This is a genomic window from Amycolatopsis vastitatis, assembly GCF_002234595.1.
GTDB classification, from domain to species: Bacteria; Actinomycetota; Actinomycetes; order Mycobacteriales; family Pseudonocardiaceae; genus Amycolatopsis; species Amycolatopsis vastitatis.
Genome location: NZ_NMUL01000054.1, coordinates 1 through 17,929, shown reverse-complemented (window position 1 = coordinate 17,929; position 17,929 = coordinate 1). Strand labels below are relative to the sequence as shown.

Below are 17,929 nucleotides of genomic sequence, written 5' to 3'. Positions count from 1 at the left end.
GTTTTCGGCTGCGCCTCCTGCCGCTTGCCGGTGTCGCCGCCGCTGGGAGCCGGTTTGCTCTTGGCGGGTTCCGTTTTGGCACTCCCCTTGCTTGCCGGTGGCCGCGAAGCACCCTCCGACCGCGCGTGCGACACCCCGTCGCTGTCCACCGGCATCGGCGCGGCCTGTGCTGCTTCGCAGCCGAACACACCGAAGGCCACGGCCAGCAATCCGCCCGAAAGCGAGTACAGCACCGCGCGTCGCAGATCGATTCCCGGACCGAGCACCTCACCGGCAGCCGGTTCTCGGTGTGGCGCGGCGCCCGTCGATATCACCCTGTTCACAAACTCCCCCTCGAACGGTCGTGGATTTCTTCGGCCAGCGAACTGCCCATCAGGCCGCCGAAAATGCCCGCGGCGACGCCGACGGCCAGCCCGATCGGCGACGTGGCGAGCGCGCCGGCGACGACGCCGAACACCAGCGAGCCCGACACGCCACCGATTCCCGTCACCGCGCCGAGGCTGAGTGGCGCCCTGGGCTCGAGCGGCGGCAGGTAATACGTCTCGGAAGTTTCCTCGCCGCGTTCCCGCGCCTCGACAGGCGCCTTCTGCCCGAACCACACCTGGTCCGGAATCACGATGTAGTAAGCGTCTTCGAGCGCCGGGCGCTCGGCCAATGCCGCGCTCACGACGTCACCACGCGGCCGCGGAGACGGTGCCGTTGGTCGACGTCGCGGTCGACGTCGAAGTCACGCCGCCGGACGTGACGGACGCGGTCTTCGACACCACCTTGCCGTGCCGGTCGTGAGTCCGCTTGCCGTGCTCGGTCTTCCGGACGGGCACGTCGTCGCACGGCACCTTCTTGATCTTCAGACCGTCGCGGATCTTCTCGAGATCCGCCTTGGTCTTGCCGAGCGTGTCCTTGGCCTTGGTCAGCGCCTTGCCCGCCTCGCCCAACGTCTTTTCCGCGTCCTGGACGGCCTGGTGCGCGACGCCGACCGCCTTGACGGCTTCGTCGATCCCCTGACCGGTCGTGTCGGCGACGATCTTCTCGACCGCCGGCGTGGCGGCCTGGACCGCGGCCCGCACGATGTACCGGGTGGTCGACGCGTCGACCGTCTTCTGCACCGCCGACGAGCGGGTCCGCGACGGCGACTTGGCGTGTTTCGCGGTCGTCTGCTTCGGCAGGACCGGCCGCGCCGCCGCGAGGGCCGGACGGTGCGGCGCCGCCGGCACCACGTGCCGAGGCTCCGGCTTCTTCGGGCCGTCGACCGTGTGCTGCGGCTTGGCGACCCTGGCCGGCGGAGCGGCGGCGGGAGGAACCCGCTGCGGGACCGGAGCCGCCTGAGGTGCGGCCTGAGCAGGCTTCACGTCGTGGTTTTCCTGGCCGTCTTCGGCGAGCGCGCTCGCCGTCGACGCCCCGATCGCCGCGGTGGCGAGACCCGCCACCCCGTAAACGGCCGCCCGCTTGAGATTCCGTTTCATGCCCTCACCTCGCTGGTCATCGGCGGCCGGTCGCCGCCACGCCGCAACAATCACCCGAGGAGGTCCACCACGAATACATCGGCGATACATTCGCGGCCGATTTCCCGCGAGATCCGCCGTTGTGGAGCGCTGATGGCCACAACCTGCCAAACTGGGCGCGCCGCGCGGGGATGCATTCCTAGAATGGGAGTTCACGCCCGCGCGAAGCCGGGCATCGGCACGAGCGCGAGGGCGAGCAGGACCATGGCGGACACGGAACACGGCGAATTGGTGCCGCTGGGCGAAGGCCCGGTCGCCCAGGTGCTGGCGGGGGTGCACGGCACGACCGGCGAGGGGTTCGCCCTCAAGGTGTACCCGGGCAAGCTGGATCGCCGGACCCGCAACGAGCTCGACAAGGAACTGAGCGCGCTCGCCGGGTTGCGCGATCGGGGTACCGCGCTCGTGCCGGACGAGGTCCGGGAACTCGCCGACGGGCGCTGCGGGATCCGGATGGAACTGTGCGCGCAGTCGTTGCCGGAACTGGTCGCCGCGTTCGGGCCGCTGTCGATCACCGATACGCTGGCGCTCGGCGAAGCCCTCGCCTCCACACTGGCCGAGGCGCACCAAGCCGGGCTCGTCCACGGCGGTGTCACGCCGGGCAACGTGCTCTTCCGGCCGTCCGGCGCCCCGGTGCTGGCCGACTTCGGCTTGACCCTGCGCCAGTTCTTCCCGCGGGACCGGGAAAGCGGCGTCGAATACCTCGCCGCCGAAACCGTGCGTGACGGAACCCTCGACGAACGCACCGACCTCTACGGCCTCGGCGCCGTCCTGTACCTCGCGCTGTCCGGGCGGCCGCCGCACCAGGGCCGGCCCGGTGAGCCCGCGGACGCGGTGACTCTCCGGGTCCTCGGTGGCGACGTTCCCCCGCTGGACCGGCCCGATCTGCCCGCCGGCCTCGCTCATCTGGTGTCGTCACTGCTCGCCGGCAACCCGGACGCGCGGCCGATCGACGCCGCCCTCGTCGTCACCCGGCTCGGCGCGATGATCGGCCCCGCCGTCCCCGGGAACCACCCCGCGCCGGGCCCTTCCGGAGCCGTGCTCCCGCCTCGGCCGCTCGGCGAGCTGGTGGCCGAGTACGGACCCACCACCGGCGCGCCTCGAAAGCGCCGCACCGCGCTGACCGCCGCGGCCGCCGCGGGCGCGGCGGTCCTCGCCGTCGTCGCGGTGGTCGTCTTCACGAACCGGCCGGCGGAACTGAGCGTGCCCCCGGCGCCCGCACCCACGACCGCCCGGCCGACGCCGTCACCGGCGGCCGCGCAGGTGGAACTCGCGACGCCGGCCGACCACGACACCTATGTGGACCTCAGCTGGCGCAGCAGCACACCCGGCCTCGACTACGTCGTGGTCGTCGCCCCGGAGGGCAAGCCGAACCACACCGAGTACGTGCGGCGCGAGACGAGTCACCGCGTGAACGTGGAGCCGTCCCTGAAGTACTGCTTCGTCGTCCAGGGCACCAACGGCTCGGCGACGGTCCAAAGTGGACCGCAGGGCATCCGCGACGCGCGCTGCACGCAGTAGGCCGGACTCAGTCAGGTGGCCAGGTGTACTTGGCGGACGAGACGCCGTTGTCCGCGGTCACCCAAGCCTGCTTGCCGACCGCGCCGAAATCGAACGCCTCGAAGGTGACGGCACCGTTCGCGTCGGTGGTGTACGAGCGGCCCTCGTTCGAGTACTGGCAGCCGCAGTGCGGCGTGAAGTGGAATTGGGTGTTGGGCGCGAACCCGCGCACCACGACGTGCATCTTGGCGCAATCCGGTGCCGAACACTCCGCCGGGTCCGGCTCGTAGGTCCCCGTCTTCCCCCGGGTCACGGTGATCGTCGGCTTCGGGATCGCCGGGCCGGTCACCTTCGCCGTGGCCGGAGTCCCGCGCCCGGCACTGTTCTCCGCGACCACGGTGATCGTGTAGGTGATGCCCGCGCGCAGGCCGGGGATCACCGTGGACCGCGCGGTGCCCGCCAGGTCGGAGGCCCCCGCTCCGGCGCCGGACGACGGCTTCCACGTCACGTGGTACGCGGTGACCGCGGCCCGGTTGTCGGCCGCCGCGCCCCAGGCGACGTGCGCATCACTTCCCTGCAACCGCGCGGTGAGCTGGGCCGGGATTCCCGGCGGGCTCGGCGGGATGGGCTTCGGCGGCTGCGTCACCGGCGGGTCCGTCTTCCGCACCGGCGGAGACTGCTGTTTCGGACCGTCCGGCCGGACGTCGGGCTCGCCCTTCGGCGGTTGCTGAGCCGGTGGCTGCTGCGTCGGCGGCGGCTGCTGCGCGGTGGCCGGGGCCGGCGCCTTGTCGGCGGTCACCGGCACCTGGCTGACCTTGCCGTCGGGGTCGACGACCAGGACGTGCTTGCCCTCCCCGCCGTCCACGTAGACGCGCTTGTCGTCGCCACGCACCAGCTGCGGGGTGCCCGATTCCGGCGGGATCGCCGTGACCTGACGCCGGGTGCCGTCCGCACCGTAGGTGAGCACGTTGTGGCGGGTCAGATCGAGGAGCACGACCGAGGACGCACTCGCCGTCGGGTTCGCATAGACGCCGTCGGGCAGGTCGACCTTGATCGGCTGCGCCGGCGTGTGCCCGGCGTCGAGCAGGTACAGCTGCCGCTTTTCCTGCTCCAGCACGGCGATCCGGCCGTCGGCGTCGGCGGGGGCGATCTGCGCCGCGGGCGAAAGGTCCTTCCCGATCGCCACCGGTTCGCCCGGCTTGTCCCCGGACACCTGCCGGATCGTGTCGGTCGTCGTGTCGACGAACACCGCGCGGTCACCGGCGATGCTGAGGCCGCCGGTGTGCCCCGCGCCGAGGTTGTCCCGGCAGGTCACCGTGTCGGAGTCCTTCGCCAGCCGGCACAGCGCGCCGGAATCGAGGCGGTTCAGCCACAGCGTGCCGTCGGGGGTGGCCACCGGGGCACCGAGCGGGCCGCCCGCGGGCAGCGTGGTGAAGCCGCTGCCGAGCCGGACCACCCGGCCAGCTTCCCGGTACACCAGGTACGGGCCGCCGGAGGCTTCCACGAGAGCGGGCCGCTCGCCGGACGGTGGCGTCAGCGTGCGGTCGACCGACAGGTCCGACTTGCCGAATTCGACGATGGCCGACTTGCCGATCACGTACCCGCTGGTCGGGCCCTGCACCACCTGGCTGCCCGGTTCGAGGCCGGCGACGGGCACCTGGGCGTCCATGCTCTTGGCCGAGCCGTTGACGAACAGCACGAGGTTGAGGGCCGGGCTGGCGATCCAGTGCCCCGCCTGCGAAAGCTCCAGCCCCGGCAACGGCGAAGCGCCCCCGGACACGGCCACCCCGATCAGTACCGCGCAGACGCTGACGAGCGCGGTCATCGGAAGCCGCCGGAGTCCCCTCTTACCCACCCGGCGATCATAAAAAATCCTGGTACACGAACCGGCCCTTTCGAATACATTCCCTGCTCGGGCGCGCGCTGTACGTGACATTCATGCCTCCGGCAAACTCAGTTCGAAGATCGCGCCGCCCACTTCGGCGTTGTAGACCCGCAGGACTCCGCCGTGGGCCTGGGCGACCCACCGGACGATGGAGAGCCCGAGCCCGCTCGACCCGGCACCGCTGGTGAACCGGTCGAACGTCTCCTCGGCGACCGCCGCGTCGATCCCGGGCCCGTGGTCGGCCACCGTCACCCGGCCGCCCGCCACGGTGATGTGCACGATCGCCTCGGACCCGGGACGCCGTCCGTGGCGCATCGCGTTGTCGAGCAGGTTCCCGATGGCCCGCTGGACCAGCGCGGGGTCCGCGAGCACCTTCGCCGGGGCCGCCGTCACCGTCACCTGGGCGTCTTCCTTCGGCGTCTCCTCGACCACGCCGGTGACCAGCTGGTCGAGCCAGACCGGCTGGATGGCCAGCGACTCGACACCCGCCGCGAGCCGGGCGCGCACGAGCAGGCCGTCGATGATGCTGCCCATCCGCCCGGCCAGCCGGACCGTGCGCGGCAGCAGGTCGGCGCGTTCGGCCGGGTTCCGCAAGGCCGTTTCGGCCAGCGCGCGCAGCGCCGCCACCGGCGTGCGCAGGTCGTGCGCGGTTTCCGCGAGCAGGATCTCCTGCTGTTCCAGCGCGGCCGTCGCGGGCCGGATCGCGCGCCCGGACAGGACGTGCCCGGCGACCCCCAGCGCCGCGACGAGCAGCACGCAACCGCCGACGGCGAACAGCACCAGCCGGTCGTGGTCGGTCTCCTCGCCACGGGCGTCGGCGACGACGACCACCGCGCCGGCGTACTGGCCGGCGGTGTTGCGGAAGGGTTCCGCGCCGATCCTGACCAGCTCTCCGCCGGTACCGCTGCCGTAGCCGTTGAGGACGGCTTCGCTGCGGACCGCCTCGTTGGCCCAGGCACGCAGCTTGACGGGGTCCATCGGGACACACGTCCGCGCGCTGGTGAAGTCCGCGAACCGGCCCACGCCGGCGGGCAGGACCGCGAACTGAGGGCACTGGCCGCTCACCGGGTCCTGGCCGACCAGCCCGGTCACGACCTCGTCGCCCTCCTTGACCAGCCGGGTGACCGCCGCGGTGACCCGGCTGGTCCGGCCGTCCAGGCGCACCTCGCGCTGCTGCGTGTCGGCCTGGACCGCGAGCCAGGCGAACACGAGGAGGCCTGCCGCGTTGAGCCCGGTGAACAGCCAGGTGAGCAGCCGGCGCAGGCGGCGCAGCCGGTCGGCCGCCGATCGCCTCACCGGGTGGCCAGCCGGTACCCGCGCCCGCGCACGGTGTGGATCAGCCCGGGTTCGCGCAGCTTCAGGCGCAGCCTCCGGACCACGACGTCGACCACATTGGACATCGGATCGGTCCGGCTGTCCCAGCAGTGCTCGATCAGCTCGTCCCGCCCGATCGCTTGCCCCGGCCGGGCCAGCAGGAACTCGAGGACGGCGAATTCCTTGTCGCTCAAGGTGAGCAGCGTCCCGGATCGGCGGGCTTCCCGGCGGGCGCAGTCCATTTCCAGGTCGTCGTGCCGCAGCACGGACGGCCGTCCCGAGCCGGAACGGCGGCACAGCGCGTTCACCCGTGCGGTCATTTCGGCCACGGCGAACGGTTTCACCAGATAGTCGTCGCCGCCGTGTTCGAAACCGGCCACCCGGTCGTCGAGGCTGTCGCGGGCGGTGAGGAACAGCACCGGCACCGCCCAGCCCTCCAGGCGGCGCCGGTGGACGTAGCCGATCGAGTCGCCGTCGGGCAGCATGCGGTCGAAGACGGCGCAGTCGTAGTCCGCGCCCGCCAGCTCGGCGTGCGCGCCGGCGAGGTCACCCGCCTGGCCGACCCGCAGTCCGGACGCGGCCAGCTCGGTGGTCACCGCCACCCGCAGGTCCTCGTCGTCCTCCACCACCAGTACCCGCGCGGCTGTCATCGGATCCTCATGTGCGCGGCGCGATCGTGGACGTCGTACAGAGCGGGGGTGTGAGCATGGTGCTCTTCCAGGTCCTGGGGCCACTCGAGGTGCGTGGCCGCGACGGTCTCGCGTGCCGGCTCGGCGGCGGGAAGCCCGTCGCGGTGCTGGCCGCGCTTCTGGTGCGGCCCAACGGGTGGGTCGCGGTGGACCGGCTGATCGAGGCCACCTGGCCGGAACAGGACGCGCCGGCGTCGGCCGAGGCCAACCTCAAGACCTACCTGTGGCGGCTGCGGCGGCTGCTGCCCCGCCACGACGACGGCGCGCGCATCGAGAGCAGGCCCGGCGCCTACCGGCTGAGGGTCGCCCCCGGCGAGCTCGACGCCCAGTGCGCCGCCGAAGCGGCCGACGCCGCCCGGCACGCGCTGGCCGAAGGTGCGGCGGCGACGGCGTTCGAGCTGGCCACCGAAGCACTGGGACGCTGGTGCGGGCGACCGTACGAAGGTCTGGGCCTCGACCTCGGCGACGCCGTGGCGAAGCTCGACGACCTGCGTCGTGAGCTGTGGGCCTGCCTCGCCGAGGCACAGCTGGAGCTCGGCCGCCCGGCCGATGCCGTCACCACATTGCGTTCGCTCACCTCGGACGATCCGCTGCGTGAAGACGCGTGGGCGCGGCTGGTCCGTGCGTGGCACGTGCTGGGGCGGCCCGCCCAGGCGCTCGCCGCGTACCACGAGGCACGCCGCGTACTGGCCGCCGAGCTGGGCGTCCGGCCGGGGCCCGAGCTGGCGGACGCGTTCCGGGCGATGCACGGCGGCGCACGCCCCGCCGAGCGGCCGCCCCGCCGCGAGCTGCCCCGCGACACGCCGTTGTTCACCGGCCGCGGCCGGGAGCTCGAGATCCTGGACGTCGCGTGCACCGGCAACCCGCGCGTCGCCGTCGTGACCGGCCCGGCCGGGGCCGGCAAGACGGCCCTCGCGGTGCATGCGGCGCACCGGCTGGCCGCGCGGTTCCCCGACGGCCAGTTCTCCGTCGATCTGCGGGGGGCGGCGGGCTCGCCGGTGCCGGCCGCGACGGTACTGGCCAGGCTGCTGCACAGCATCGGCATCCCGCCCGCGCTCGTCCCGGCCGACGTGGACGAACGGGCCGCGCTGTGGCGATCCGAACTCGCGTTCCGCCGGGTGCTGCTGCTCTTCGACGACGTCGCGGACGCCGCGCAGGTGGAACCGCTGCTGCCCGCGACCGGCTCGAGCGCGGTGCTGATCACCGGCCGGACCGGGGACCTGCACGTCGACGGCGCGGTCCACGTCCGGCTCGGGCCGCTCCCCCCGGCCGAGGCGGCGACGCTGTTCCGCGCGGTGGCCGGAGAACGCGGCGCCGGCGCCGACGAGCCGGTGGTCGCCGCGACCGTGCGGCGCTGCCACGGCCTTCCGGGCGCCCTGCGCGAAGCCGCGGCCGCATCGGGAACGCCCGCGGTCCATCCACTGTGGACCATCCGGCGGCGTGAACCCGGGAAAGTCGCCTGAGCCATGCGCATCGACGACCGGCTGAGCGACCGGGAACGGCAGCTGCTCACGCTGCTCACGGCCGGCTACACCGACGAGTCGGCGGCGGTACGGCTGGGCGTCTCGGTCCGCACCGTGCGCCGGATGGTGGCCGGCATCATGGACCGGCTCGGCGCGCGAAGCCGGTTCCAGGCCGGCGTGAAGGCAGCCGATCGTGGCTGGCTCCTCGACGTGGGCTGAACGGCCGATCACGCTACGCTTTCGTGCATGCGAGTGCTGGTCACCGAAGACGACGAGAATCTCCGGGTGGCCGTGGAGGCATCCCTGCGGGGTGCCGGATTCGCGGTGGACGTCGCCGCCGACTTGCCGGACGCCGACGAAGCGGTGAGCGTCAACGCCTACGACTGCGCGGTGTTCGACCGGATGCTGCCCGCCGGCGATGCGCTGGCCTACGTGGCGGGCCGCCGCCGGAGCGGCTGGGGCGTGCCGGTCCTGTTCCTCACCGCGCGGGACACCGTGGACGACCGCATCGCCGGGCTGGCCTGGGGCGACGACTACCTGGTCAAGCCGTTCGCGATGGCCGAGTTCCTGGCCAGGGTGCGGAGCCTGTGCCGGCGCGGCGACCCGGGCCCTGCCCCCGTCCTGCGGTTTTCCGATCTCGAGCTGGACATCGGCCGCCACGAGGCCCGCCGCGGCGGCGTCCTGCTCACGTTGACCGGCAAGGAGTTCGCCGTCCTGCGCCGCCTGCTCGCCACGCCGGGCGAACCGGTCCGCCGCGCCGACCTGCTGGCCGCCGCCTGGGACGAGCTCGTTCCCCCGGCCACCAACGTCCTGGACGTCCTGATCGCCCAGCTGCGCGGCAAACTCGGCGAACCACGGGTGATCCACACGGTCCGCGGCACCGGATACCTGCTCGGCGAGCCCCGCCGGACTGATTAGCGTCCTGTCCCGCCCGACGGCACGGCGTCGTGGCTTCCCGGACTTCCGTTTCCTGGACCGCGGCATGTCTGAGTTCTAGTTCACCGGCTCGGGGACCGGTCCCCGAGATGCCGGGCGATGAGGCACTACTCCCGAAGCCCTCATCCGGGAGACAGCGGCGGATCGGGCAGCTCGAGCCATTCCAGGTCCATCGGCACCAGCGTCGTCGACAGCACCAGTTCCCGCAGCAGGTTCACGGTCAGGGTCAGCCCCACCGGCTCCCCCACCTCCTCGCGCCGCAGCCCGTGCACCCCGGCGTCGGAAAGCCGTTGGCGGACGCGGGAAACGAGGTGTTCGACGCGCTTGGCCGTCCAGTTCTCGTGCGGCCGTCGTTCGGCGAGTTCGGCGGCCGCCTGCTGACGGGACAGCGGCAGTGGCTGGGGGTCGTAGCCGAGGTAGCGCTGCCCGAGCACCGCCAGCACGAGGTGCTCCTCCGGGGACAGCCGCCACCGTTTCGGCGGCGCCGTCGGATGCGTCGGGCGGCGCGTGGTGACGCCGGCCTCGCCGTCCGAGACGAGCAGCTCCAGCACGTGCTCGCGGGTGCCGCGCAGGAACAGCGCGGTGTAGCCGTCGGCCAGCGGCAGCGGTTCGCTGTCGCGGTGCAGCAGGACGCTGTCGGACAGCCGGATCGGCGAACGGCCGGTGTTGCTGAGCCACCAGCGGTCCCGCTCGCGCACGAGCATCCCGTGGACCCGGCTGATCCGCACGTCTTCCTCGCCGACGCAGACGTCGACCTCCAGCCGGTTGCGCCCGAAGGTCACCCGGTTACCCGGCGACGGCGGCACCGCGACGCCGCCGGTGACGGTGAGCGCGCTCAACGTGCCCGGCACCGTGTCGGCGACGCCGTGGCGCAGGCTGCGCCGGTGGTGCGGGTCGAGACGTTCGGTGGTCACGGCCACCTCCGTTCGTACGCGCCGATGTCGAAGCCCGCGCCGGCGGGCCGGGCGACGCCGTCGAGATCGAACGCGGGGGCGTAACCGGGGTTGCCGGCGTCGACCGCGGCCGAGCCCGCGGCGAGGTGGTAGTCGCCGCGCGCCGGATCGGCGAACCCCGGGTTTCCGGCGAAGTTGTGGTCGGCGGCGAACGGCCCGGTGTCGACCGGTCCGTCGCCGAACACGTTGTTCCGCAGGGTTTTCGTCCCGGCGAACCGGTCGGCGTCGATCAGCACCGAGCCGCGGGCGTTGCCGGCGAAGGTGTTGTTGACGATCTTCAGGTCCCGCATGGTCCCGGTCGACTCGGCCCAGAGGCTCAGCCCGGCCTGCGCGTTGCCGGTGGACAGGTTGTCGAAGACCCGGATGTCCGAGAGCAGCCGGCTTTCCGAGTAGTCCTCGACGGCGAGCCCGATCCCGGCCTTGGTGGCTTCGCGGGTACCGCCGACGACGTTGGCGTACACGTCCACAATGGACGAAGAGTCGACGTAGATGTCCGGCCCCCGGTTACCGGTCACGACGTTGTGGTGGATCTTCACCCGGGCGGCGTCGTCGTACTTGACGTCGATGCCCTCTTCGCCGTTGCCGTGCACGCGGCAGCCGGACACCTCGACGTCCGAGGAGCCCGAGGCGATGCTCAGCGCTTCGTGGTCGGCCGAGGTGCCGCGGGAGTTGGTGCCGCGGATGTCGCAGTTCGCGACGCGCACCCGCCGGGTGCCGACCAGCACGAGCCCGCCGTCGCGGGAGCCGTCGACGCCGAAGCGGTCGAACACGAGGTCGTGCGCGCCCTCGGCGTACACGCCGAAGCCGGTCGAGCCGGACACGGTCACGTCGGTGAACTCCAGCCAGCTGTGCCCGCCGATGGCCAGGCCCCCGGCGCCGGTCAGCACCGCGGTGCCGCCGGTGCCGGCGAACCGGATCGGGCGGCCCGGGGCGCCGTCGCGGCGGACGGTCAGCCCGCCCGGGTACGTGCCGGCCTCGATCGCGACCGTGTCACCCGGGCGGGCTCTGTCGGCCGCGGCCTGGACTCCTGCGTACTGCCCGTGCGGCCCGACCCGCCAGGTCCGCGGCACCGGTCCGGCGGCCCCCTCGGCCGCCGGACCGGTCATGGCCACCACCAGGAGCGCCACGCCGGCCAGTACCCGTATCGCCACTTCTCGTCCCGTCTCCTCCGGTCCGCGAATCCGGTCCCGGCTCTCCCCTTTCTAGCCGGGGCGGCCGGGGACCGGTCCCCGGTTCACGGCAGCCGCCGGACGAGGACCTCCGCCAGCGAGCGCGCGGTGGCGCACAGCGCGTCGCCACCGGCCGCCGCGGTGTCCTCGACGGAGACCACGGCGATCTCCTCCCGGTGCGAGGGGGTGCCGCGCAGGACCGGCAGCACCGGCGTGTAGGAGCGGTGCACGACCTTGACCGCGCACTCCGGGTGCCCGCCCGGCACCGGCGCGATGACGGCGGTGCGGGTACCGACGCGGATCCGGTCGCCCGGCACGTCCTCGTCCGCCTCGATCGGCCATTCCCGGCTGAACTCCACGGTGATCGTGCGCGGGTCGTGCTCCCAGGTGCAGTTCCAGCGGCCGAACCCGCGGTCCGGTTCCTTGGCCTGGCCCAGCACACCCGAGGTCGTGGCGTCGTCGAGCAGGCCGCAGGCGTCGACGTGCGCCAGTGACCAGTCCGGGAGCGGCTGGGCGCGCCGCGGCAGGGGGCCGTTGGCGAGCGTGGCCAGCACGCCGGACAGCACCGCCTCCGAAAAGGTGCACAGCGGCGCGTTCTGCGCGCGGGTCACCGGGTGCGAGGTGACGACGATCCGGTTGGCGTCGGCCAGCGAAATGGCGCGCTCGCAGGAGCCGTCGTGAGCCTCGGGGTACTCGATTTCGCCCATCTTGCCGGGCACCGGCGGCCGGGGCGGGTACCGCAGCGGGCCGGTCAGGTCGAGCCGGGTCTGCACCTGTCCGGTGCCGTCGGCCAGCGTGGTGGTGACCACGCAGGTGCCGAAGTTCAGCACCTCGGGGTCGACGAACGGCTCCCCGAACGAGGTGAGCGAGTTGAGCGAGATCGCCGCGCACGGGTCCGTCCCGGCCGGGTCGGGGCCGAGGGTGTTCGCCCCGGCCGGGGCGCCGGTGGTGGTCGCCCACAGCGGCCGTCCGACGACGAACCCGGCCACCAGCGCGGCCACCGCCAGCACCGCGGCCCCGGCGAGCAGCCGGCGGCGCAGGCGGCGGCCAGGTCGACGTAGCGGCGCGGGCGCGTCCGCCGTGAGCAGCGTGACCACCTCGGCGGCGCCAGGCCGGTCAGCCGGGTGCCGGGCCATCAGCGCGGCGAGCACCGGCGCGAACGGCCCGGCGCGCTCGGCGGGCGCGGGCCGTCCGGCGGCGGCCCGGCGCATCTGCGCGAACGGGCCGTCCTCGCCCGAGCCCCACGGCGACCGGCCTTCGATCGCGGCGTAGAGGGTGGCTCCCAGGGAGAAGACGTCCGAGGCGGCGCCGGCTTCGGCGCCGTCGGCCACCTCCGGGGCGACGTACCCGAGTGTGCCGGTGAGCTGGGCGCCGCCGGTGCGGGTGACCTCGGTCCAGCGGGCGATGCCCAGGTCGGTCAGCTTGGCGACGTCGTCCGCGGTCACCAGGACGTTGCCCGGTTTGACGTCGCGGTGAATGATGCCGCGGGAGTGCATGTCCGCGAGCGCCGAGGCGAGCTGCGCGCCGATCCGCCGGACGCGGTCCTCGGGCAGCGGCCCCTCGTCGTCGACGAGTTCCTCGAGGCTCCGGGCGGCGAGGTACTCCGTGACCAGCCACTGGGCGTCCCCGTCGACGACCGTGTCGAACACCGTGACGACGTTCGAGTGCAGCAGCCCGGCCCCGATCCGCGCCTCACGCCGGATCTGCCCGGCGTCCTCGCCCAGCGCTCGCTTGAGCGTCACCTGCCTGCCGAGCTCGAGATCGACCGCCCGCCACACGACGCCCATGCCACCTCGGCCGAGCTCCTCCTCCAGCCGATAACGGCCGGCCACGACTCGCCCCATGCCCACGTGGGCAGTCTACGAAACGCTGTGTCGCTCCGCTGACCCAGCGTCACCGCGCGCCGATCCTCGGGACCGCTCCCCGTCGTCCCGCCCGATACTGCGGCAGCACGCAGCACGGGAAGCCGCGAGGGGCACGGTGACGAAGACAGGTGAATATCCGCAGGTGCGGCTGGCCTGCATCCACGGCGAGCGACACCGCGAGTACGTCTTCGTCTCCGCGACCACCGTCCGGTACTCGCTGAGCGACATCCCGGTTTCGCGGCCCGCCATCGGCGTCGTCGAAGCCACGGTGGCCTGCGGCTCGTGTGAGCGCCGATTGCGTGTGCGGGTGTTCAGTCCCGCCAGGCGGCGGCGGTGGCAGCAGGCTTGGTGCGGGCTGTTCCTGCTCGGGGCGTTGATCGCCACGCCGTCGACCATCCGCCTGATCGCCTTGGACGCACTCGACGGCACGGACCCGTTGCCGTATGTGCTGCCGATGCTCACCGAGGTGCTCGGTCTCGGCGCGGCCGTGGTGGGAGCCATGTTCCTTGGCACCGAAGACGGCGTCCGGTTCGCTTCGTTCTGGGGCGACGGGGGCCACCGCCTCCGCCGGTGGTGACGGAGACGGCGGCTCGACCGATCAGAAATCCTCCGCCGCGTCGTCAGTTCTGGTAGCCCCCTCGCCCCGGTGGAAGGATCGACGACCATGACCGACGCCAGACCGCTGGACGCCGACGAGACCACGTTCATCGCGGCGGCCCGCGCAGGCGATGCGGCGCGGTTCGCGCTCATCACCGAGCGCCACCGGCGTGCGCTGCAGGTCCACTGCTACCGGATGCTCGCGAACTACGCGGACGCCCAGGACATGACGCAGGAGACGTTCCTGCGAGCGTGGCACAAGCGCGAGTCGTTCAAGGGCCACGCCGCGCTGCGGACCTGGCTGTACCGGATCGCGACGAACGTCTGCCTCGACTTCCTGGAGAAACGCGACGACCGCACCCCCGTGCCGTCCGGGCTGCCGGACGCCGGCTCCGAGGTGCTGTACCTGCAGCCGTACCCCGACCGGATGCTCCCCGAGGACCCGCAGGAATCGGTGGTGGCGCGGGAGACGATCGAGCTGGCGTTCATCGTCGCCGTCCAGCACCTGCCGCCGCGGCAGCGGGCGGTGCTCGTCCTGCGCGACGTCCTCGGCTGGCCGGCGTCGAAGGCCGCCGAGGCCCTGGAGCTGACCGTCGCCTCCGTGACCAGCGCCCTGCAGCGGGCGCGCGTGACGATGCGCGAACAGCTGCCCGACCGCCGCCTCGACTGGCGGAGCCCCGCCACCCACGAGCTGTCGGACGACGAGCGCGGCGTGGTGAAGTCGTACATCGACGCCCATGAGCGCAACGACCTCGACGGGCTGACGGCCCTGCTGCGCGACGACCTGCGCTTCGCGATGCTGCCCGACGCGGGCACCTCGACCAGGACGGCCCGGGACGCGGTGGACGGCTGGGTCTCCGGTGGGCTCTTCCAGCGCGGCCACGACGACTGGCGCGGTATCACCACGACCGTCAACCGGATGCCTGCCGCCGCGCTGTACCTCCGCAGCCCCGGCGACCCGGAGTACCGGCTGTTCGCCGTCGCGGTCCTGCACGTCGTCGACGGGAAGATCGCCGAGCTCACCGGATTCGACGCCACCGGCAAACCCTGGCTGGGCCTGCCCCCGGCACTGTGATCTCATCGCCTCGTCTCGTACCGGGTCAGCACCACGCCGCCGGGGAACGTCCGCGTCTCCACGAGGTTCAGGTTCACCCAGCTGTCCAGCGCCGTGAAGAACGGCGTGCCGCCGCCGATCAGGACCGGGTGGGTGGCCAGCCGGTACTCGTCGATCAGCCCGGCCCGCATGGCGGCCCCGGCGAGCGTCGCGCCGCCGATGCCCATCGGGCCGCCGTCCCCGGCCTTGAGCCGGGTGATCTCGGCGACCGCGTCGCCGGTGACCAGGCGGGTGTTCCAGTCGACCTTGTCGATCGTCGAGGAGAACACCACCTTCGGCGTGTCCCGCCAGTTCCGCGCGAACTCGATCTGCGCCGGCGTGGCGCCGGGCTGCTGGTCGCCGGTCGGCCAGTAGGAGCTCATCGCCTCCCACAGCTTGCGCCCGTACAGCGTCAGACCGATCGCCCGCTCGTGGTCGAGCCACCACTGGAACAGCTCGTCGCTCGGCGGCCCGCTCCAGCCGATGTCGTCGCCGGGCGCGGCGATGTAGCCGTCCAGGGTCAGGTTCATGCCGAAGATCAGTTTCCGCATCGTGCCAGCCTCTCGTGAGTCGATCTCACCAGTACAGACGGGCGCGGCGCGGAAACCTGATCGGTGGGCGATGGGCTACCCGGTCGCACCGGACCAGCGCTCGCGGTCGGCGTCGGTGATCTCCACGGGATCGCCGGCCGGCTGGGTGATGCGGAGGTGGTTGCCGAACGGGTCGCGCAGGGCGCAGTCGATGCCGTACGGCTGCTCGGTCGGTGTCTCGGTGAACTCGACACCCTTGGCGACCAGGGTGTCGTAGGTCTTCTGGCAGTCGTCGGTGGTGAGAATCGCCGCGACGCCCATGGCGCCCTTGGTCACCAGGGCACGCACCTGCGCGGCGACCTCGTCGCCGAGCGCGGGCGGCCCGGGCACCTCCAGCAGCAGTTCGCGCTCGGGGTCGGCGGGCAGCTTGATCGTCAGCCAGCGCATGAACCCGAGGTCGACATCGGTGTCGACCTCGAACCCGAGCTTGCCGACGTAGAAGTCGAGGGCTTCGTCCTGGTCGAGAACGTGGACGGACGTGATGCGGATGCGGTTGAACATGGCTCGTACCCTATGGCCGCCGCGGACCGGGCGGCTTATCCGAAACGACCATGGCCGAGACCACTCGGCCTGGTCCACGCCTTGACGAAGCACACGGGTGCGTCGAGCGGCCGTGCGCGAGCCCGGTACCCGCTGGGGGGAAGGCCGACGACCGCGCGGAACGTCCGGCTGAAGGTCCCCAGGCTCTCGAACCCGACCCGGGAGGCGACCTCGGTGACGGTCGCCGGGGTGGTCCGCAAGAGCGCCATCGCCCGTTCGATCCGCCGCCGCTGGAGGTAGCGGTGCGGTGTCTCACCGAATGCCGCCCGGAACTCGCGGGTGAAGTGGGTGGGCGACATCAGGGCGACCCGGGCGAGCGCGGGCACGTCGAGCGGCTTGACGAAGTCGCGGTCCATGACGTCCCGGGCACGCAGCAACCGCCGGTTCTGGTCCTCCCGGGGACTCATGCTCACCGTAGGACAGCCTTTCGCCCGCCACGAACGTCAGCAGGCCGGCGACCCGCGCACCCGCATTGTCCCAGTGCAGGTGCACGGTGCGCCGGGCAGCTGGTGGACCATGACGCCGGCGAGGAAGCGGCCGGCGGCCTGGACGTCACGGTCCGCCTGAGCCGCCTCGCCCAAGAGCGTCCTGACCTGCACATTTTACCGCTTTGCTGATATTTCACCCGGTCCCTCGGCGCATTGTTTCCCGCACAGGGCGCCGAACGCAGGCGCCGAAGGACACGGGGAAGGGGACACCATGAGGAAGACCAGCATTCTGTCACGGGGACTGGTGCTGATGCTCCCGGTGGTCGCCGCGATTGCGGCGGCCGTACCCGCGAGCGCCGCAGCCGGCCCGGCCACCCGGTGGCTGACGGTGAACGCGGACCACTCGGTTTCGGCTGCGGACACCGGTTCCGCTGTCACGCCGCTGGCGCTGACGAGCTACATCAGCAACGAGAACACCATCGGGATCGGAGTGTCGAGGGACAACGTCGCCGGCGGCTACCAGGCGATCCTCCCGGCTCACCGGCGCACGGACGGCAGCCCCTTGTACTGGAGCCGGGCCGTGTCGTTCTACATCGGAGCCGGCGGATGCGCCGACGCCAAGTACTTCGCGTCGGGCGCCTGGCGGCCCGCGGGCTCGTTCCGGGGTCCCGTGGAGGTTCTGACCGATCAGACGATCCCCGGTGAAAGCGTCGCGCGGTGGGCGGTCAGCAACCATCGGGCCTGCTGACGCTCGGAGTCGGCCTCCCCCGGCGGTGCCGGGGGAGGCTCGGACAGCTCAGCGGATCGCCCCCTGGGTTCTCAGGGAAGCTGCGCCAGGGTTCGGCCGACGTTGTGTTCCACGATCTCCAGCATTGCCGGCCGATCCGGGAAATCACCGTCCAGCAGGCGCAACGGGCCCGCCACGAGCGACAGATGCATGGCGAGGCGATAAAACCTCAATCGGTCGCTGTCCAGGTCGTCACGGCGGAAACAGGAGTAGCCGGTTCCGAAGCGCAGCTCCAGGAACGCGTGCTCCCATTCGACATCGAAGAACATGGCGCCCTCGATGTCGATCAGCACCGGCTCGTCACGGTCGTCGACCAGGACGTGATCGGGACCCAGCTCGCCGTGGATGAACCCGTACTCGGTACGGGGAAGTACGGCGGCGTGTCGCTCGTGGAGGAGGTCCAGGAGGCGGTGCCCGGCCGCCGCGATCCGGTCGACGCGAGCCGCGGCCTCGGCGAGATGGCCCAGCGCGCGGCGCAGCACGATCTGCTCGACCGGATCGGTGCCGCCGGTCCGGTCAGTGCCCGGGCGACCGTATCGATCGCGCCGGCTGCCGTGCATCGCCCGGACCACGTCACCGAGACGGGCCGACACACGCCCGGCTCGCCGCGGGTCCCGTTCG

Annotated in this window: 19 protein-coding genes and 1 pseudogene; 7 read left to right on the top strand and 13 right to left on the bottom strand. The window is 72.4% G+C overall.

Annotated features, from left to right (window positions below):
* The 3 genes from CF165_RS52205 to CF165_RS40870 form a co-directional block, all read right to left on the bottom strand.
* On the bottom strand, positions 1–266 hold a 266-nt coding region (locus tag CF165_RS52205), incomplete at its 3' end, for a hypothetical protein (RefSeq protein WP_205661127.1).
* Between the two features lie 53 nt (positions 267–319).
* The gene (locus tag CF165_RS40875; RefSeq protein ID WP_143268799.1) at positions 320–667 is read right to left on the bottom strand and encodes a hypothetical protein; all 348 of its coding nucleotides are present in this window, start codon (positions 665–667) and stop codon (positions 320–322) included.
* Between the two features lie 4 nt (positions 668–671).
* The gene (locus tag CF165_RS40870) at positions 672–1,463 is read right to left on the bottom strand and encodes a hypothetical protein (RefSeq protein ID WP_093952952.1); all 792 of its coding nucleotides are present in this window, start codon (positions 1,461–1,463) and stop codon (positions 672–674) included.
* A gap of 183 nt (positions 1,464–1,646) precedes the next feature.
* Between CF165_RS40870 and CF165_RS40865 the strand changes: the two genes are divergently transcribed.
* Complete coding sequence (locus CF165_RS40865) at positions 1,647–3,020, top strand: serine/threonine protein kinase (RefSeq protein ID WP_240522033.1); 1,374 nt, start codon at positions 1,647–1,649, stop codon at positions 3,018–3,020.
* Between the two features lie 7 nt (positions 3,021–3,027).
* Here the strand turns inward: CF165_RS40865 and CF165_RS40860 are convergent, their stop codons facing one another.
* The 3 genes from CF165_RS40860 to CF165_RS40850 all read right to left on the bottom strand — a co-directional run bounded on the left by CF165_RS40860 (position 3,028) and on the right by CF165_RS40850 (position 6,848).
* Complete coding sequence (locus CF165_RS40860) at positions 3,028–4,854, bottom strand: fibronectin type III domain-containing protein (protein WP_240522032.1); 1,827 nt, start codon at positions 4,852–4,854, stop codon at positions 3,028–3,030.
* A gap of 81 nt (positions 4,855–4,935) precedes the next feature.
* Entirely contained in the window at positions 4,936–6,180 is a 1,245-nt protein-coding gene (locus tag CF165_RS40855; RefSeq protein WP_093952949.1) for a sensor histidine kinase, read from the bottom strand.
* Positions 6,177–6,848, bottom strand: coding sequence for a response regulator transcription factor (locus CF165_RS40850; protein ID WP_205661126.1), 672 nt, complete (start codon positions 6,846–6,848; stop codon positions 6,177–6,179). Before CF165_RS40850 ends, CF165_RS40855 begins: the two co-directional genes overlap by 4 nt.
* Positions 6,849–6,904: 56 nt before the next feature.
* Here CF165_RS40850 and CF165_RS40845 point away from each other — a divergent pair, with 56 nt between their 5' ends.
* The 3 genes and pseudogenes from CF165_RS40845 to CF165_RS40835 all read left to right on the top strand — a co-directional run bounded on the left by CF165_RS40845 (position 6,905) and on the right by CF165_RS40835 (position 9,268).
* Complete coding sequence (locus CF165_RS40845) at positions 6,905–8,350, top strand: AfsR/SARP family transcriptional regulator (RefSeq protein WP_143268797.1); 1,446 nt, start codon at positions 6,905–6,907, stop codon at positions 8,348–8,350.
* A 21-nt stretch (positions 8,351–8,371) separates the two neighbouring features.
* Positions 8,372–8,569 (top strand): annotated as a pseudogene (locus CF165_RS40840) (helix-turn-helix domain-containing protein); the annotation flags it as partial.
* A gap of 27 nt (positions 8,570–8,596) precedes the next feature.
* Positions 8,597–9,268, top strand: coding sequence for a winged helix-turn-helix domain-containing protein (locus CF165_RS40835; RefSeq protein WP_093952947.1), 672 nt, complete (start codon positions 8,597–8,599; stop codon positions 9,266–9,268).
* 140 nt (positions 9,269–9,408) lie between these two features.
* Here the strand turns inward: CF165_RS40835 and CF165_RS40830 are convergent, their stop codons facing one another.
* The 3 genes from CF165_RS40830 to CF165_RS40820 all read right to left on the bottom strand — a co-directional run bounded on the left by CF165_RS40830 (position 9,409) and on the right by CF165_RS40820 (position 13,252).
* Positions 9,409–10,200 carry an FHA domain-containing protein gene (locus CF165_RS40830; RefSeq protein WP_093952954.1) on the bottom strand — a complete coding sequence of 264 codons (792 nt, stop codon included), beginning with the start codon at positions 10,198–10,200 and terminating at the stop codon, positions 9,409–9,411.
* Positions 10,197–11,390, bottom strand: coding sequence for a right-handed parallel beta-helix repeat-containing protein (locus CF165_RS40825; RefSeq protein WP_093952946.1), 1,194 nt, complete (start codon positions 11,388–11,390; stop codon positions 10,197–10,199). The genes CF165_RS40830 and CF165_RS40825 overlap by 4 nt, the downstream gene beginning before the upstream one ends.
* An 83-nt stretch (positions 11,391–11,473) precedes the next feature.
* A complete protein-coding gene (locus CF165_RS40820) occupies positions 11,474–13,252 on the bottom strand; it encodes a serine/threonine-protein kinase (protein ID WP_093952945.1) in 1,779 nt (592 codons plus the stop codon).
* 136 nt (positions 13,253–13,388) lie between these two features.
* On the opposite strand from CF165_RS40820, the gene CF165_RS40815 reads away from it, so the two are divergent.
* Together CF165_RS40815 and CF165_RS40810 are read left to right on the top strand one after the other, a co-directional pair.
* On the top strand, positions 13,389–13,850 hold the full coding sequence (locus CF165_RS40815) for a hypothetical protein (protein ID WP_143268795.1): 462 nt from the start codon (positions 13,389–13,391) through the stop codon (positions 13,848–13,850).
* Positions 13,851–13,937: 87 nt separating this feature from the next.
* Positions 13,938–14,945, top strand: a complete 1,008-nt coding sequence (locus CF165_RS40810; RefSeq protein ID WP_093952943.1) for an RNA polymerase subunit sigma-70 — start codon at positions 13,938–13,940, stop codon at positions 14,943–14,945.
* Between the two features lie 2 nt (positions 14,946–14,947).
* Here the strand turns inward: CF165_RS40810 and CF165_RS40805 are convergent, their stop codons facing one another.
* The 3 genes from CF165_RS40805 to CF165_RS40795 all read right to left on the bottom strand — a co-directional run bounded on the left by CF165_RS40805 (position 14,948) and on the right by CF165_RS40795 (position 16,500).
* Positions 14,948–15,514 (bottom strand): dihydrofolate reductase family protein, encoded by a 567-nt coding sequence (locus CF165_RS40805; protein ID WP_093952942.1) that lies wholly within the window; start codon positions 15,512–15,514, stop codon positions 14,948–14,950.
* 75 nt (positions 15,515–15,589) lie between these two features.
* Positions 15,590–16,054, bottom strand: coding sequence for a VOC family protein (locus CF165_RS40800; protein WP_093952941.1), 465 nt, complete (start codon positions 16,052–16,054; stop codon positions 15,590–15,592).
* 35 nt (positions 16,055–16,089) lie between these two features.
* Positions 16,090–16,500, bottom strand: coding sequence for a helix-turn-helix domain-containing protein (locus CF165_RS40795; protein ID WP_093952940.1), 411 nt, complete (start codon positions 16,498–16,500; stop codon positions 16,090–16,092).
* A 292-nt stretch (positions 16,501–16,792) separates the two neighbouring features.
* On the opposite strand from CF165_RS40795, the gene CF165_RS40790 reads away from it, so the two are divergent.
* Positions 16,793–17,269: a hypothetical protein gene (locus CF165_RS40790; protein WP_143268794.1), complete on the top strand. Its 477-nt coding sequence runs from the start codon at positions 16,793–16,795 to the stop codon at positions 17,267–17,269.
* A gap of 71 nt (positions 17,270–17,340) precedes the next feature.
* On the opposite strand, the gene CF165_RS40785 is transcribed toward CF165_RS40790, so the two are convergent.
* A partial coding sequence (locus CF165_RS40785; protein ID WP_158226908.1) for a phosphotransferase occupies positions 17,341–17,929 on the bottom strand: 589 nt, incomplete at its 5' end.